Annotated in this window: 12 protein-coding genes; 11 read left to right on the forward strand and 1 reads right to left on the reverse strand. The window is 44.3% G+C overall.

All coding sequences use genetic code 11. The annotated features are described in order from the left end of the window. Positions 1–959 precede the first annotated feature (959 nt). Positions 960–1,274 (reverse strand): hypothetical protein, encoded by a 315-nt coding sequence (locus tag MO867_RS08945; RefSeq protein ID WP_252466012.1) that lies wholly within the window; start codon positions 1,272–1,274, stop codon positions 960–962. A gap of 836 nt (positions 1,275–2,110) precedes the next feature. Here MO867_RS08945 and MO867_RS08950 point away from each other — a divergent pair. The 11 genes from MO867_RS08950 to MO867_RS09000 all read left to right on the forward strand — a co-directional run bounded on the left by MO867_RS08950 (position 2,111) and on the right by MO867_RS09000 (position 17,049). Next, the gene (locus MO867_RS08950; RefSeq protein WP_252466013.1) at positions 2,111–2,764 is read left to right on the forward strand and encodes a class I SAM-dependent methyltransferase; all 654 of its coding nucleotides are present in this window, start codon (positions 2,111–2,113) and stop codon (positions 2,762–2,764) included. A 1,661-nt stretch (positions 2,765–4,425) separates the two neighbouring features. Further along, positions 4,426–5,217: an ABC transporter permease gene (locus MO867_RS08955; RefSeq protein WP_252466015.1), complete on the forward strand. Its 792-nt coding sequence runs from the start codon at positions 4,426–4,428 to the stop codon at positions 5,215–5,217. Next, entirely contained in the window at positions 5,214–5,924 is a 711-nt protein-coding gene (locus tag MO867_RS08960) for an ABC transporter ATP-binding protein (protein ID WP_252466017.1), read from the forward strand. The genes MO867_RS08955 and MO867_RS08960 overlap by 4 nt, the downstream gene beginning before the upstream one ends. A 9-nt stretch (positions 5,925–5,933) precedes the next feature. Further along, a complete protein-coding gene (locus MO867_RS08965; RefSeq protein WP_252466018.1) occupies positions 5,934–7,172 on the forward strand; it encodes a KpsE/RkpR family capsule polysaccharide export protein in 1,239 nt (412 codons plus the stop codon). A 95-nt stretch (positions 7,173–7,267) separates the two neighbouring features. Further along, positions 7,268–8,902 carry a polysaccharide biosynthesis/export family protein gene (locus MO867_RS08970; RefSeq protein WP_252466019.1) on the forward strand — a complete coding sequence of 545 codons (1,635 nt, stop codon included), beginning with the start codon at positions 7,268–7,270 and terminating at the stop codon, positions 8,900–8,902. Positions 8,903–9,196: 294 nt separating this feature from the next. Next, the gene (gene rfbA / locus MO867_RS08975) at positions 9,197–10,135 is read left to right on the forward strand and encodes a glucose-1-phosphate thymidylyltransferase RfbA (RefSeq protein ID WP_252466020.1); all 939 of its coding nucleotides are present in this window, start codon (positions 9,197–9,199) and stop codon (positions 10,133–10,135) included. Between the two features lie 138 nt (positions 10,136–10,273). Further along, positions 10,274–10,822, forward strand: a complete 549-nt coding sequence (gene rfbC / locus MO867_RS08980; RefSeq protein WP_252466021.1) for a dTDP-4-dehydrorhamnose 3,5-epimerase — start codon at positions 10,274–10,276, stop codon at positions 10,820–10,822. Between the two features lie 136 nt (positions 10,823–10,958). Continuing rightward, a complete protein-coding gene (rfbD, locus tag MO867_RS08985) occupies positions 10,959–11,852 on the forward strand; it encodes a dTDP-4-dehydrorhamnose reductase (RefSeq protein WP_252466022.1) in 894 nt (297 codons plus the stop codon). Positions 11,853–11,911: 59 nt separating this feature from the next. Beyond that, positions 11,912–12,979 carry a dTDP-glucose 4,6-dehydratase gene (rfbB, locus tag MO867_RS08990; protein ID WP_252466023.1) on the forward strand — a complete coding sequence of 356 codons (1,068 nt, stop codon included), beginning with the start codon at positions 11,912–11,914 and terminating at the stop codon, positions 12,977–12,979. A 1-nt stretch (position 12,980) separates the two neighbouring features. Beyond that, positions 12,981–15,812, forward strand: coding sequence for a glycosyltransferase (locus tag MO867_RS08995; protein WP_252466024.1), 2,832 nt, complete (start codon positions 12,981–12,983; stop codon positions 15,810–15,812). Between the two features lie 163 nt (positions 15,813–15,975). Then, the gene (locus tag MO867_RS09000) at positions 15,976–17,049 is read left to right on the forward strand and encodes an alginate O-acetyltransferase AlgX-related protein (RefSeq protein ID WP_252466025.1); all 1,074 of its coding nucleotides are present in this window, start codon (positions 15,976–15,978) and stop codon (positions 17,047–17,049) included. Positions 17,050–17,525 lie beyond the last annotated feature (476 nt).

Consider the following 17,525-nt stretch of genomic DNA (forward strand, 5'->3'; position numbering starts at 1 on the left):
ACCAGATACGCTACTTTCTTTCAAACCCTCAAACACCAGATTCGGTTATAACTCTGGTAGGTACGGACAGACAGATACCTGCCTAGGGGGGCAGGAGCTGATTGTGGAGGGGATGGTTAAGACGTCAGTGCGGTATCATCGGGGATAGTTAAGGGCGCAAGATTGGGGAAAAGTAATTTTCATTATAAATCAGCAAGTTACATTTTTGTGTGCGAAATACTGACAGTGTTGAGGTCAGCGGTTCGATCCCGCTTAACTCCACTAAATTTCTCAAGGGTTGCGGAGGAAGGGAGGCCGAATCCTACTATTGTGCACGTAAGCCCGTACACAAATTCAGGGGTATAAGAAGAGAGCCTTATCGGTGCTTTTGTCGTCTTAAGCTAGGGGCGTCAAGTTTTATTTTACTCCTAATTCTCTGTGTGAAAGTTGAATTGGTGGCACGCTTATACGTCCTTTTTTCTTTTTTTATTGCCTGGCAGGCCTTTTGTCCTTCGTGCAGCAAGAGCTATAGGGTGCCCTTTAGTGGTTGGTGCGCCTTTGTACCGCTTTCAGTTTCCTAAAGCTTGTTATTGCTTTTCCTGGATTTGGTTCGAGAAATATAACTTTTAATTAATTGTTACCCGCTGGAATTTTTGGTGGGTAAACGAGAGTCGCTTATGTTGACAAACTAGCCCTGTCATGTATGGTCTTTGACTTTTCCTGAGCAATGTAACTTGAGTATATGGCTTAGTAGGTAGCGATAATTTGATGATTTGATGATTTGATATAGTTTACTCTACTTCAGAGAAACCCTATTAAGCTATTGCAGCCCATTCTTTGTGAGCGAATAATTTCGCTATTAGGTAACTTTTCACCTTGTGCGTTTGCGCCAATGACAACCAGAGCACAGAGCTTACTCTCTTCTGAACGCGGGCCGCGATATATGCCGTCTACCCAAAAATAAACCCAGCGATCTATATTCAGCCCCCGCTTCCGCCGTGCCTCGTATTCTTGCTTCCACTGACTTTTAAGCGTGACACGTTACTGGCCGACGAGCCTTTCGCTTCCGGGCCAGCCAGAATTGTCAGGGCATCTTCCAGGGTCCAAGCTTTACGCACATATGGCGGCACTAATGCGGAACGGAAGGTTACAGGCTTGCCGTCTTTACTACGTCCCTTTGGCACTTTCACCACAAGCGGGCCAATGCCAGTCTGAATATCGCGCACAAGTAGGTGGCCACTGCGCACAACAACCGCGCGGCCATCGTCTAAACGATACTCACGGAAACTATCCATAAAAGTGGATAATTCAGCTTCTACTGTCTGCTGAAGTAGTTATCGTGCTCCCCTGCATAGAATTTCGGTTAGCGGATCGATCATCTCATTCCCATCTGAAAACTCGACAATGGTATTCTTGTCCATGGTGGCATATCCCTTGGTTAGCTGACTGTTTGGCGACAACAAATCAACCAGATACGTCGCTCTTTTTCAAATTCCTAAACACCAGATTTGGTTATAACTCCGCGCTCCGTGCCGCCACTGCAGCATCTGTCGGTGAACGCTTTCCGCACTGTAAGATCTACAGCGGTTTAGCTCGCGGGAAACGGTTTTGTTGGAACGATTGAGCTGTTGTGAAATGGCTCAGGCTGAATAGCTCTGTCCGCTGAGGACTTCGATCTGGTCTCGTTGTTTCTGGGTCAGCTGGCTGGTATGGGTTCCCATGGGGTTCCTGGCTTGTTTGTGTGGAAGCTAACCAGCCTACCAGCTGGCCTCCTTCGCTATTGCCAAGTGTGTCGGTTGTTGCGGGAATCTAGGAAGCACTTTCTTGCTATTGAAGATGGGGAGCACGAATCGACACTCAGCTGGAAAAGCGTATTGGACAAACTGAAAGAGCGCGGGATGAATGCACCAGAATTGACAATAGCTCTACTTCAGTTATTGCGTAGTAATTTGAAGTAGTGCCGCTTTAATATAAAGTAATCCCCGTGCTTACGGTGAGTAGACCGCTCCCCGTGGGTGACCAGTGTAAGCTAAAGCTTGGACATGGAAGAGGGGGCTCAATTTACTTTTTAATGAAAAGGATTTCTCGCCCTGCAGGGTGACTCCATATAGCTGCAATAAGGTGAATATTGATGCAAGAGCAAGAACTACGGTCTATGGCAAGTCAGCTTTCATGTCCCAAAGGCGACGCAGGGGTTGACTTTGGTAATAAAATGAACGAACTCAATCAATTTATTACGGCTAAAGCGATTGAGAAATTATCAGCAAAGAAGTCTGAATCAATCGTCGAAATCGGACCAGGCAATGGCTCTCTTTCCGTGTCAATGCTGGATGCTTTGGGAGTTGATGGTCATTATTTGGGTATTGAATTGTCAGAAACAATGGCAGCTGAACTTCATCGAACACTGGCCGGCAAGCCATGCCGTGTGGGTGTGGTTTGTGATGACTGCCTAGGGGTAAAGCTAGAGTCTGGAAGTGTAGATGGCATTATGGGGGTAAATGTTCTGTACTTTATTGAGGATCCGGTTAAATTTTTCATGCATATAATCGACTGGATGAAACCGGATGGCCGGGCAGTATTTGCGGTTCGCTCTGACAAAGCACTAAAAGGACTTCCGTTCACTCAGTATGGATTTAAAGTTCGTAGTACCGATGAGATTGAGTTACACATGAATAGGGCTGGATTTACTTCTATCGAATCCATGATTTTTGAGGAGGGAGTGGCACCTTTTGGAGATACTATGATAGCTGTCGATTCTGTAATCCTGGTGGCAAAAAAATCATAGAGGTAGCATAGTATACGTATCCACTGAATCTTTATTGTACGTTTTTTGTGCTATCTTTTTCGGTGTGGGATTTAAGGAGGAATTTGCAAGGACGTTCTCCACTTAAAGCTTCCCTTTTCAAAATATCCTGCCGGTACCCCGACCATCTCGTCAAATGGGAATTTCGTCGCAAGCTGTCCCCGGTCTGGACCACCTCTATGACCTAGGTCATACCTGACGCCCGGTGGGCAGCAAGACTGTACCTTGGTACGTTGTTTTATAGAAAATTCAAGGCTGGGGCAGAATGATCCTTTCCGGCACCTTGGCCGCAAAGCCAATCAGTTCTCTGGCTGGGAGTGGATCAGCGCGATCTGGGTAAAGGTGATAACGGCCTGATGCGTGAGGCAGCCAAGCAGTACAAACCAGTTTGGGTAATCGTTACGAGCCTATTTGCTCACTTTTGGCGCGCCCTTGTCTCCAGTGGTTTCTGTAGAAGAGCGACATTTGCTTGGCTTGCTTGAGTGCGATTTTCTATTGCGCGGTGGTCGTATTGCCTGAATTACTATGTTAGCTGCTGGCCTATAAGAGGAGGGGGTTAATAGCAAAGGATGCGGTAGTTCAACTACATCATGCCATCAGATTTGAGGAGCCCAGCCATGTCACACCCTATGCCAATCACCCTGCCGAAATCGAACCTTGTCTATTTTCGAAACTTGTGGCGTTACTAATCAACGCAACGAGATCGACTAGTGTTGCCTTGGTCCCAAAAATCGAGGGTACTGGATGTCCCAAGTGCCCAACATTTGGAAAGTCGAAATAGAACCACATTTTGCATTACCGGATAGTAAATAATCCAGAGAGCTACTGTTTGCAAGTTGCGGTTTTGTGGGAGGGTATGAAAGCCCGTCATCAGAAGACAATATTGGATTGTGGGAGTTGATCTTAATGCTTGCCTGGGGCGGTCATGTGGTTTCGGAGCACCTGTGTAGAAAGGAGGCAGTCTCGGTGAATGAGAGGCCTTGCTGGTGCACAGTTGTGGATCACTGCTTGCCTGAATGTGTTCGCTGGTAAAGTGGTACTGGAGTTCCCCCAGTGGTTAATTTTCTTGACTACTACTTGCCCTCAATTGGGTGGGCGGTTGCGAAAAATATACATTTTTGCTTATAATTCAATGGGTTATATTATTATTTGGTGGGGGTTATTGGGCGCTGCGATTTGATCTGGCCAAGCCCCACCAGAATCACCTGACTTTTACAGTGAAAAGTTGATTGTTATATGACCCCTATTGGGCGCTTGGTTGCTCCTATATTTCTGACGCGGCTGTGGAATCAGAGTTTTTGCTGAATGGTGACCAATCCTGGAGGGGAGAGCTGAGGGTATTGTTTAGTATGGGGCGCTATCTGCTAAACTGCTGGGGGCAACGTAATGGCACGTAATTGATTGGGAATGACGCCACAAATGGGCTGCGATAGGATGCGGCGCTGATTATAGTGAGCGTTGGCGCATTGAGGCGAATTCGCGTATAGGAAATTTGGTCCACGGCAGTAGTCACTGTGGAATGACCAGGCACGCCAGCTTTGTTTGAAAAATTGACCCTCCCGGATAAATTTGAACTAATTGTCCCAGTTTCTTCTTTAGTTATGGAAGCGACGGGTTCACATATTCCCAAGAAATAGACTGTTATGGGTTCCTCCGTTCAACCTTCTGCATGGCAGATCCAGCGAGATGTAATCTACGCGCTATTGGTGCGTGAGATGAAAACCCGCTTTGGTAAATGGCGACTGGGTTATGCCTGGGTGCTGCTTGAGCCAGCGTTGCATATTATGGTGTTGGTGACAATATTCAGCCTAATTAGGGATGATTTTTATCCTGGCGTGCCTACCGCTCTATTTATGCTCGGGGGTATTGCGCCTTTTCTCTTTTTTAGTCACTGTTTCAGTAAGGGCTTGGCGGCTGTAGTGTCAAACCGGGGGCTATTCAATTATCGCCAGCTAAGGCCCTTTGATGCTGTCCTAAGCCGTGTATTTTTGGAATTTGCTATTTATTTAGCCGCGCTTGTGGCTTTATTGAGTGTGCTGGCATGGTTTGGTGTTTCAACCGATTTCAATAATTTCTTGCTTTTGGTGGCAGTAAATTTCTTCTTCTTCTTCTTCTGCTTGGGGCTCAGTTTGGCGCTCTGTGTTGTAGGAGAGAAGTTTCCCGAAGTGGCAAAGTTTTCACCAATGCTGATTCGGCCTTTGTACTTTATGTCGGGAGTGTTCTTTTCTTTGGAGCAGGTGCCAAAGGAATATCATACCTACTTGGTATGGAACCCGCTGCTGCATGTGATTGAGCTGACCCGGGAGGGGTTATTTACCAACTACCAGGGGATGTTTGGCGATCTGGCTTATCTGGGCTTTGCTTCGGTATCGACGCTCGCTTTTGGTCTGCTGTGCTACCGAGCTTATTGGCGCGATCTGGTAAGAAGCCAGTGATTAAGTTAGAGAATCTGACAAAATCTTACCGAACCCCGCATGGCCGGAAAGTGCTGTTTCAGAATGTGAATGCGATTTTCCCCGAGGGAAAGAATATCGGTATTCTGGGTCGCAATGGAGCGGGCAAATCAACCCTGTTGCGTATTATGGGGGGGATTGATTATCCAGATTCGGGGCGGGTAGTTACGGATCAGAGAATCTCCTGGCCTATGGGGCTGTCTGGCGGTTTCCAGAGCAGTATGACGGGGCGTGAGAATGTGGCTTTTGTCTGCGGTATCCATGGTATCTGGGGGAGGGCGCAACGCAGGGTAATGGATAGGGTCCAGGATTTTGCAGAGATAGGTAACTACTTCGATGTGCCTGTAAAGAGCTATTCGTCCGGGATGCGCTCCCGCCTCGCCTTTGGCCTTAGTATCGCGGTAGATTTTGATCTCTATTTGGTAGATGAGGTGATGTCAGTGGGGGATGCACACTTTAAAAGAAAGTGCGAAGAAATTATCGCGGAAAAACGTAAGATCTCCTCCTTTATTATTGTGGCACATGCGATGCCGCTACTTAGGAAAAATTGTGATGTAGGTATTTATCTGGAGTCCGGTGGCCTCACAATTTTTGATACGGTGGATGAGGCTATCGAGCTATATAAGGGTGAACAACCCAAGCCTCAATCTCGGAGTGGGGCTACTACCCCCCCTGCTGTGAATGCATAAGAGTTGATTATGGACGTTAAAGACCGGCTCGTCGAAGAACAAAGACAAGTTCAACGCACCGACAAGAATAACCCTGAGAATTTTTATGCGAAGGCGTTGCGCCCTTTCGGGAATTTAATCCGCAAAGGGGGGGGGCAGGGTTCGCTAATAAATCGCCACCAGCGCCTGGTGGGCATTGGTCTGATCGTTGTGTTGCCTCTTTTCGTGGTAAGTGCTTACTACCTGTTCTGGGTTTCTGAGCGCTATGTGAGCAGTACACAGCTGATAGTGAAGGATAGTGCCTCGTCCCAGGCGGCCTCGCCGGCATTAGGTTTTTTACTCCCAGGCATGGGGGGGGATAACCAGGATGCTTTTCTGGTCGTGAACTATATCCAGTCTTTGGATATGGCCCTGTATTTGAATGAAAAGTTGAAGTTGGCCGAGTACTACAAAAGCACCGACCATGATCTCTTTTCACGCCTGCCTGCAGATGCTACTCAGGAAGATTACCTGGAGTATTACCGCGATCGTATTGGCGTTGGCCACGATGAAGTCACAGGAATCATTACAATAGAAATGCAGGCCTTTGATTCTGCCTTTGCGAAGCAGCTTATAGAAACGGTCACCCAAAAATCCGAGGACTTTGTCAATGCGGTAAGTAACCAATTGGCGGATAAGCAGGTTGCCTTTGTCCAGAGTGAGGTAGAGCTGGCACAAGGCAAATTGCGCACTGCCAAGCAGCAAATCCTCGACTTTCAGAATAGCCATAAGCTAGTAAGCCCAGAAGAGCTAACTAAAGGCATCAGCACTATTATCCAAGGGTTGGAAGTGCGTCTGGCGGAGCAGCGGGCAAAGCTTACGGCAGCAAAGACCTACTTGAATGCTGGGTCTTCGCAGATAATCTCAATGCAAGCGGACATTGACGCTCTGGGCAGTCAAATTGAACTGGAGAGGGTCCGCTTGGTAGGTATCGGTGAGGAGGAGGGGGAGCAGAGACTTAACACCCTGGGTGCATACTTCCAGAATCTGGAGCTGGACCTGCAATTCGCGACGGATGCCTATGGAGCCTCTCTAAAAGCATTGGAAGCGGCACGTATGGAGGCTTCCGGTAAGCTAAAGCACTTAATGGTGGTAACACAGCCATCGATGGCAGAGGAAGCGGAATATCCACATAAGCTTTACAATCTTGCCAGCCTGGCAGTCATTCTATTAATGCTATATGGCATTGGGAAGATGCTCGTCGTCACTATTCGTGAGCACAGAATGTAGGACGAAAATCGTAGTCGTTTTGCAATACACAATGTAACAGCAGGGCTGAACATCCTTGCCTACTGATAAAATTCCACCTAGAAAGATTGGCACAAATGATTACAGGAAAAATAAAGAGCGTTGGGTTGGGCCTTGGGCTGCTAGCCTCGGTTGCCTGTATACAGGTCTCAGCATTAGAAACGCAGCTATTGGAAGAGACGGCCTCCTCTGAGATGCCGCAGAGTGGCGTTCCCGTATTTGGTCAATCGCTCTTTCAGGGAGGGTTCAAAGATCAACCGTTTAGCGGTTTCAACCCGGACTATAGAATTACAATTGGCGACCAAATCAACTTGCAGCTTTGGGGGGCTTATAGTTTTAGTGCCTCTTTGCCGGTGGATCCCAAGGGCAATATCTTTATTCCTGAAGTGGGGCCGGTACATGTGGCGGGTGTTAAAAATGGTGAGCTTAATGATTTTGTATTACGGCACGTAAAACGCGTCTTCAAAAACAATGTACAAGCCTACGCCAATTTGGAAGCCAGCCAGCCAGTTAAAGTGTTCGTTACTGGATATGTAAACAATCCCGGCCTCTACAACGGTTTTAGTTCTGATTCTATTTTGTACTATCTCGATAGTGCTGGTGGTATAGACGCACAGAGTGGCAGTTTTGTTGGCATCAAGGTGGTGCGCCAGGGGGTCTCTATTCAGGTAGTTAATTTGTATAACTTCCTGGTAAAAGGGGAGATGCCAGCTCTTCAATTACGCAATGGCGATGTAGTAGTGGTAGGCGCCCGCAATGGCTCGGTTACCGTAGAGGGGGCCGTACAACAGGCCGCGCAACTGGAATTTTCCGGGCCTTATACCCAGCTGGGAGAAATGCTCTTGGTTAGCAAGCCTGACCCCCAGGCCAACTTCGCCCGAATTACACAGGTTATTGATGGTGTCCAGCAGGCTAATTATCTCCCCCTAGAGGAAGCCTTAACTGCGCGCTTGTATCCCGGGGCTCAGGTAGAGCTGGTGCGTGACAACGATGTGCAGTCTATTTCGATCCGGGTTTCCGGTGAGCTAGACGGACCGGAAACCTATGTTCTTCCCTATGGTGCAACACTTGATGAGCTTTTGGTTCAACTTAGCTTCCGCAGTAACGGGGATAAAAGCTCTATTCAATTGTACCGAAAGAGTGTTGCGGAAAGGCAGCGGGTGGCATTGGATCGCTCCCTTGACGCTTTGCAGATGGAAGTTCTCACCCGTCAGCCAAATACAGACCTGGAGAAAGCCGCGCAAAAAGATAATGCAATGATGATCCAGAATTTTATCAAACAGGCTCGTAAGCAGGAACCAAGAGGCCAGGTAGTGATTGCCAATAATCCCAATGCGGCAAGTATGCTGCTGGAAGATGGCGATGAACTTGTGGTACCACTGAAAGCCTCTACGGTGTCAATCGTAGGTGAGGTCATCTTCCCCACTTCGCTGGTCTATAACAAGAAACGCACACTGGAGGATTATGTTGAGCTGGCCGGCGGTTTTGCCAACAATGCAAATCGCAAGGAATTAGTGATTCTGCATCTTGATGGGACCATAAATCGCATTGATGATGGTGATTTTGATAACCGTTTGGGAGATCGTTTGCGCCCGGGAGATGAGATTATGGTAATGCCAAAGATCCACTCCAGTGAATTGCAAGTAACCAAAGATATTACAGAGATACTTTACCGGATTGCAGTGGGTACAGCCGCTGTTTTGTCTTTCTGATTTGCTACCAATGGATGGTAATTAGATTTTAGCTTGGCTTTAATTTTGCAGAATGTAATGCAGTATCCAGGTTTTTTTCGCCGTAGATGATAAATCGGTGACTGTGATGGGTTGTAAGGCGTGCGCCATACCGTTTCTAAGAGTTGTATGTAATTATTCACGTCGACAATGACTTGATAGAGCTTTTGACAACTCAGATAGTTGGCTAAATGTGAGGGAGGAGGGGGGGCGAACTTTAACATGGGATTTGTTGAGCTAGATCAATAACAAGATATGAATTTAAGGGCTGGGGAAATGGTTGTAAAAGGATCTTCTAATCGAAAAGGAATAATATTGGCCGGGGGGTCTGGCACACGCTTGTACCCACTCACAAAAGGGGTTAGTAAACAGTTAATGGCGGTTTACGATAAACCAATGATTTACTACCCTTTGACAACACTGATGCTGGCTGGAATCAGAGATATCCTGATTATCACAACCCCGGAAGAGCAGGCTCTGTACCAACGCTTACTGGAAGATGGCACACAGTGGGGAATTAACATTTCTTATGCAGTACAGCCCTCTCCAGATGGTCTGGCCCAAGCATTTCTGATTGGCCGAGAGCACGTGGGTAATAGCAATAGCGCTTTAGTTCTGGGTGATAATATTTTCTACGCGCACAATTTCAGCCAGATACTTCAGCAAGCTGATGCAAGAGAGGGGGGCGCTACGGTATTCGGCTATCGTGTCGCTGATCCTCGCGCTTACGGCGTTGTAGAATTTGATGCCGACGGTAAAGCGGTCAGCCTGGAAGAAAAACCGGAAAATCCCAAGTCGAATCACGCGGTTACTGGCTTGTATTTTTATGACAAACAAGTCTGTGATATCGCTAAAGATATTAAGCCCAGTGCACGTGGTGAGTTGGAAATTACCGACATCAACAAAGTGTATCTAAATCAAGAGCAGCTGGATGTAGAGCGCCTTGGGCGTGGAAGTGCCTGGCTAGATACCGGCACCCATGACAATCTTTTGGATGCTGCTCACTTCGTACAGACTATAGAGCGCCGTCAGGGCCAGAAGATTGCGTGTCCGGAAGAAGTGGCCTACCGCAAAGGATTTATTAGTGCCGAAGAGCTGGAAGCTCAGGTGCATCCACTTATGAAGAGTGGTTACGGTAAATACCTAATGCAGTTATTGGTAGAGAGTGGTGAGATTTCATCTCTGAATGCGCGTCGATACGCTTCCAGCTTATAGGCTATCCACTGGCACTAAACTGGCCTATTTGAAGTCTCAGCTAGAACATGTCCAAGGATGGATGCTTCCGCCCCCTTATTTATGAGCCGTTGATTGCTAAGTAGTGCACCTGCGGCCACAGCAGATTACCAAAGTTGTATGAATATTATTGAAACTGAAATTCCTGATGTAAAAATCATAGAGCCTCAAGTATTTGGTGATGAGCGAGGCTTTTTCTTTGAGTCTTTTCGTGATGATGTCTTCAATAACGAGTGCTCCGAGAGAATCTTTGTTCAAGATAATCACAGTAAATCCTCTCAAGGGATCTTGCGTGGTCTGCACTACCAGATGGAGCAGACACAGGGCAAATTAGTGCGTGTGACTCAAGGAGAGGTTTTCGATGTTGCTGTAGACATGCGAAAGAGTTCAGCAACTTTTGGGCAGTGGGTCGGAGTGGCTCTCTCAGCTGAAAATAAGCGACAGTTATGGGTGCCCGAAGGCTTTGCCCATGGCTTTTATGTGACTAGCGCATCGGCTGAGTTTGTATATAAATGCACGAACTACTATGCACCGCAGTATGAGCAGTCACTTCTCTGGAATGATCCAGATTTGAAAATAGAGTGGCCGCTTGTTGAAGGTCAGCAACCGCAACTGTCAAAAAAAGACCGTGATGGCAACTGCTTTAAGGATGCTGTGTACTTCGTTTAAAGGAGTGCAAAAGTTTCTCTAATGAGTAAACAATACTACCTTTCCTCCAGGCATTAACTCCGCTCGTTGATCAAGTCAACTTTCAAATTTTGCGGCGCATTTAAAGCGCCGTATTACTATTTATGGGCAATAAGAAATGACAGCTAAAAAAATCTTGATCACAGGAAAAAATGGACAGCTTGGCTGTGAGCTGCAGAATTTGTGCCCTGATGAGTTTGAAATGGTAGCCATGGCTCGCAAAGAGTTGGATATTTCCAATAGTTCTGCGGTCCTCAAAGCAGTTGAGCAGGCACAGCCTGATATTATTATTAACGCAGCGGCCTACACCGCTGTCGATAGAGCAGAACAAGAAAGAGAAGCCGCATTTTCAGTTAATGCAAGAGGAGCAGAAAATATTGCCTTGGCGTGTAAGCAGGTCGGTGCGCGTTTTATCCATGTATCTACTGATTTTGTATTTGATGGAAAGAAGTCCTCTCCTTACATTGTGTCAGATAAAAGAAACCCTCTTGGCGTGTATGGAGCGAGTAAGGCGGAAGCGGAGGCTGTCGTTCAAAAGATACTTCCCGAGTCTGTAATCGTAAGGACAGCCTGGGTTTATTCAGCCCATGGTAATAATTTTGCGAATACAATGCTTCGACTAATGGCAGAGAGAGATGAACTAGCAGTGGTGGCTGATCAGGTGGGTACACCCACTTGGACTGGAACTATTGCGGAGGTGTTGTTTGCCCTGGCCAGAAAAGAGCAAGCACAAGGTATATACCATTGTACTGATCTTGGCGTAGCTAGTTGGTATGATTTTGCTGTGGCGATCTATGAGGAGGGGAAAAGTAACGGTTTGCTTCCTGCCAATAAAGAGTTGGCCATTAAAGCGATTACCACTCAAGACTACCCAACTCCCGCTCAAAGGCCATCGTACAGTGTGCTGGATAAAAGCCGATTACTTAATGATCTGGATGTTGACTTGAGAAACTGGCGGGAATCTCTTAGGCAGGTATTCTCCAGTAAAGCACAAAAACTTAAAGCTTATTAATTCCCCGAAGACAACTTCGGGCCTATTTTAAAGAAATTGTGACTGATAGCGATATTAATATGAAACATATACTGGTAACTGGCGGCGCTGGATTTATTGGTGCCAACTTTGTGCACTATTGGATGGATAATTATCCGAATGATACCGTAGTCGTCTTGGATGCACTGACCTATGCAGGCAATCTCGCAAGTTTAAATCCAGTAAAAAATCATGCCAATTTCAAGTTCTACCAGGGTGATATCTGTGATACTGGCTTGGTGGAAACATTGCTTAGAGAACACCATATAGATACTTTGGTTAATTTCGCGGCAGAAAGCCATGTAGACAGGTCTATCACTGGACCAGATACTTTTATTCAGACAAATATTATTGGTACTTATAGCTTGCTTAAGGCAGCTAAAAAAGTCTGGTTGGACGAGGGGCTTAATAAAGGGAAGCATCGTTTCCACCATGTTTCTACTGATGAAGTGTATGGCACTTTAGAGCCAGATGCCCCGGCTTTTAGTGAAACTACAGCCTATGCCCCAAATAGCCCATATTCAGCCAGTAAGGCCGCGTCTGATCATTTAGTGCGAGCCTACCATCATACTTATGGGCTCGAGGTAACCACAAGTAATTGTTCAAACAACTATGGCCCCTATCATTTTCCGGAAAAACTAATTCCGCTGGTTATCACTAATATTGTGCGTAATCTACCACTGCCCATCTATGGTGATGGCCTACAGGTACGTGATTGGCTCTATGTTGAGGATCATGCAAGGGGGATTGATAAAGTACTTTCTCATGGACGCGTAGGTGAATGTTATAACATTGGGGGAAATAATGAGTGGAAAAACATTGATATTATTAGATTAATTTGCCGACTTATGAATAAATACTTTGGCGATAACCCAAGCCTTGCTGCACAGTTCCCGGGCGCAAGAAGTGTAATCGTAGGCAAGGCGGATGAATTGATATGTTTTGTTGCCGATAGAGCTGGCCATGACCGACGTTATGCAATAGATCCACGAAAATCAAATATCGAGCTAAAGTATCAACCAAAAGAGAGTTTTGAAACTGGAATTGTCAGATCCATTAACTGGTATTTAGATAATGAAATGTGGTGGAAGGAGTTAATAGAGAACTAAAATGGAATATTTAGCGAAGCATCTGCGCAAGTTTTCAACCACACGAAAAACCAAGCAAAAAGACATCAATGGCCACTTTGATGGGTATAACGGCAAAGAAATTTGGGGGTGGGCTTCTGATAGTCAAGGCAATGCTTTGGATCTAGCTTTATATGTTAACGAGGATCGAGTAAAAACGTTTAAGGCCAATAAGTTTCGGCAGGATCTGGTGGACGCTGGCGTTGGAGATGGTCAGTTTGCCTTTTTTGAGCCTGTGGATATTCAGGATGTCTTAAGCAAATTTGGGGAAAATGCAGTACTAAGAATTAAAGATTTAAAGACAGGAAAAGAGCTTTCAAGTTCTCCTAGAGTTATTTCTGAACCGAAGTTGATTTGGGGGGTGGATGTCTATAATGATGAGCTTCTTGCTGGCTGGGTAGTTGATAAAAATAATGAGTTCTCGCAGGTTAAAATAAATCTTTATATTGATGATGTTTTCAAAGAACAATTTATCGCTAAACTAGAGAGGCCTGATCTTTCATCAATTGGGTTAACCGATTGTTTTCATGGTTTTCATATCGACCTTTTGAATTTATCTAAAGGTTGTGATTTTTTCAAAGTTAGGGCCGAAGTCGAGTATGGAGACATCCATATTCTGGCTGAAGAAAGAATGATTTTCTCTTTTAAAGGTAAACTAAAGCAGCTTACCGAATTGCAAAAATATTTAAGAGAGGAATCATACTCCAGCAGGTCACCTGAAGCATTTCAGCTGACACACTCAATCATCCCTGGGATCATAGAGAAAGCCCGCGAAACTAGGAGTGTACCATGTGCTGAATTTCGACAAAGTCCAAGCTTGAGTCTCCTGGATGAAGTCGCGGTTATAGTGCCTATTTATAAGGGGGTTGTGGAGACTTGCAACTGTATTAGACATGCGATCAAAGGGGCACAGGACTTTCCAATTAGGCTTATAGCAATTAATGATTGTGGTCCAGAAGAGACAATGCAGCCAGCATTAGAAAAATTATCCAATGAGTTAGACTTCGAGCTTTATCATAATTCAGAAAATATGGGTTTTGTTGGTACAGTAAATCGTGGAATGAAGCTCGCTGAGAAGCATGACGTTGTTCTTTTAAACTCAGATACAGTTCCTTCAAAGGGGTGGCTCCGAACATTAAGAGACGAGGCGTATGGTAATGCCTCTATAGGTACAGTTACTCCAATATCAAATAATGCCACCATTTGTAGTTATCCAGATTTTTGCTTGGACAATGAAGTGGTGTCTGGATATACGGTTGATGAGCTTGCCGAGATCTGCTCAACAAATATTAGTGATCCGATAGATTTACCTACAGCCCATGGATACTGTATGTACATTAAGAGAGTTGTACTTGATGAGGTAGGATACTTTGATGAACAAAAGTGGGGCAAGGGTTATGCAGAAGAGAACGACTTTTCTTTAAGAGCTGCAAAATTAGGCTGGCGAAATGTTGTAACAAATAAAACCTATATTCAACATTTAGGGAGCGTGTCTTTTGCAGAAGATACGGAAGGTTTTATTGCTGCAAATTTGCAGAAATTGAATGGTCTATATCCGGATTATCCTAAATTAATTGAGAGCTTTATCCATGATGATCCTGTTAGAAAATTGAGGAGAGAGTTAGGGGAAAAAATCCTCCGGAGAGAAGTTAATAGCGTTAAGCTGGCGGGTGCAGTAAAGGGGAGATCTATACTATTTGTCTCCTTAACTATTGGCGGCGGTACAAAAGTGGCAACAGATGACTTGGCTGCTTTGCTACAGGGTGAGGGGCAGGCTGTATTTATGCTGTCAACTCAAGACGGTGCCATCTGGAACGTATCGAGCCATGTTAGTAATGCCAAGGCAGAATTTGATATTCGTAGTGAAAGAGATGAATTAATTAGTTTTCTTAAGGTTCTGGATGTTTGGCATGTTCACTACCATCATGTGCTAGAGTTTGACAAAAGTATATGGGAGCTTCCTAAAGAACTTGGTTGTGAATATGACGTAACGCTGCACGACTATTACAGTATCTGCCCACGAGTAAACTTTATTTCAGGTGACGAGGCCTATTGTGGGGAGCCCAAGGAGAGCGACTGTAATAATTGCTTGCAGTCATATGGAGTCCATGATTCTTCGAGAATGAAATTGTCAGATATTGGGGTAGACATATCAGATTGGAGAAATTATTTTTTAAGCAATCTGAAAGGCGCAAGAAAGGTAATTACCCCGAGTAAAGACACAAAGGAAAGAGTAGAGAGATATTTACCGCTCAAAAATATCTATGCACAGTACCATCCTGAACCCAGGCGCACGGTCAATATAAGGCCAGTGTTAACTGATAGTAACAATTCGTTAAGTATCGGATTTTTAGGCGCTATTGGCCCTCACAAAGGTTTGGGTGTTATCAAGAGCTTGGCGAATGAAATCCATAAGGAAGGATTGCCTCATAGAATAACTGTGGTCGGCTATACAAGTGACAATGCATATTTTGACCAATACGACTTCGTCAAAATAACAGGGATGTATAGGAAGGAGCATCTCCCAAAGTTGTTGGCAGAACACAAAATAGATGTTTTTTTCTTATCAAGTATTTGGCCTGAGACGTATAGTTATACTTTCAGTGAATTATCATTATTAGGCTATCAAACTGCTACATTCGATATGGGAGCAATTCCGGAAAGGTCAAGAAATAAAATCATTATTCCCGTAGGGAGTAACCCAGCAGACATTCTTAAGATAATATCTGGCAATGTAAATTGTACTAAGGAGTCGTTCAATGAGTCCATCGGGACGAATTATGGCTCCATTTTGAGGAATTATTATGAGATATAATTCTTCCCTGCACTATTTCCCTTATGACCTATTTAGGGTAGAGTGATAGAAGTGACTTTTGAATGGTTGCCATGTATTTGTTTTCGTCGAACACTTAAATATTGTTTGGTGTTAGTTAGTTAGTTAGTTAGTTAGTTGTTGATAAAGTTTTTTAGGAAAAATTATGACCCTTCCAAACCATATTGAAGGTAAAGAATCATGGTTGTTTTTACACAATGATACCAATAAAGTCATAGATGAAATTACAGGAAGGCATCCACAGACGGTAAGTGCTGCGGAAAAATGGGTAGATTTGATTAAGAACAGAGAGAGATTTGCGAGGGAGAGAGATTTAAATTATGTAACATATATCGTACCAAATAAGCATTGCACCTTTGAAAATTTTTTACCAGAAAACGTAGTTATAAGTGAGCAACGCCTGGCCTCTCGGGTCAAGGAAGAATGCTTGGAATCGGTTATCTACCTTCCTGAAAAATTCAGCGATGAATTTACATTTCATAGAAATGATACTCACTGGAGTGATTCTGGTGCTTATATAGCATTTAAAGATATAATGGGTCAGTTTAATCTTGAAGTAGATTTGAAGTTAATTGATTCAAACTTTAACTGGAGACTTCATGTAGGAGATTTGTCAAATAGAGAAGATACAAGAAAGGTCCCATTCTTACCAAACGACTTAAAAGGTGAGAAAATATTTGATAATGGTATCCTTCATGTTGCAAATACAGTTGTATATCAAGGAAATTCTGAAAAGAAAAGAAGTATCATTATTTTTGGCGGCTCCTCTTCATCTCAGATTATTAACTATTTTTGCTCCGAGTTTTCATTAGTATACCGAATATGGACGCAAAGTATTGACTGGGAACTAGTCAATAAGCTGGGAATAAAATACGTCGTAAGCTTGCCAAGAGAGCGTTTTATGATACTTCCCCCGACCGATGACATGTCATGGGACTATAGCCAAACCGCCGCACTTAAATTTTTGTCAGGAGTAGCTTTTAATGAGAAAGATGTTGTTAGGAATTTTACATTGATACCCCACCAGACAGTGGAACTATGTGTGGAAGTTTTAGCTGATACCATGTCAAAAATGACTAACGATGATTTTTCAAAACGGCTGGCTACCAACCCGCAGTTTAACCAAATAGGTGTGGAATACATTAAGTTGGTATACAATAAAATCTATAGTTTAAATTCAGCAATAGCTGAAAGGCTTGAAAAATATATTTATAAATGACTTCCGAAAACTTAGCTATTACGATTGGTTCAGAAAAGGAAGGCACTACATAGCTTTTATAGGGTGGGAGTCTAAAAAATATTTTGGATCATAGAGGTGCTTGCTGGTTAAGTGAGTAGTATGAAATATATCTTTCACTTAATCAGCCTCCCTATCACTCTAAGGTTTATAAGTGATAAAAACTTTCAATAATCTATATTAGCAGCTTGCTTCGGAACTGCCCATATAATTTTTTCTGTGTTGATCAAGTTTAACTGAAAATGACTAGCGAAGATGGCATTCTGTATACTTACACCTATTTGAAGAAATAGGATATGATCTGCTGGGAAGGGCTATTTTATTAATGTTTGGGGCATATCTCTTTGTTGTTGGACTATACCTATAGCCTAATTATACTTTGATACTCAAGTAGGTTATTAGTGGGTAGAAAAATTGACAAGAGCAGTTCCATATTAGGGCTAAATAGTAAGGTTGGG

The organism is Microbulbifer okhotskensis (assembly GCF_023895975.1).
Lineage (GTDB): Bacteria > Pseudomonadota > Gammaproteobacteria > Pseudomonadales > Cellvibrionaceae > Microbulbifer > Microbulbifer okhotskensis.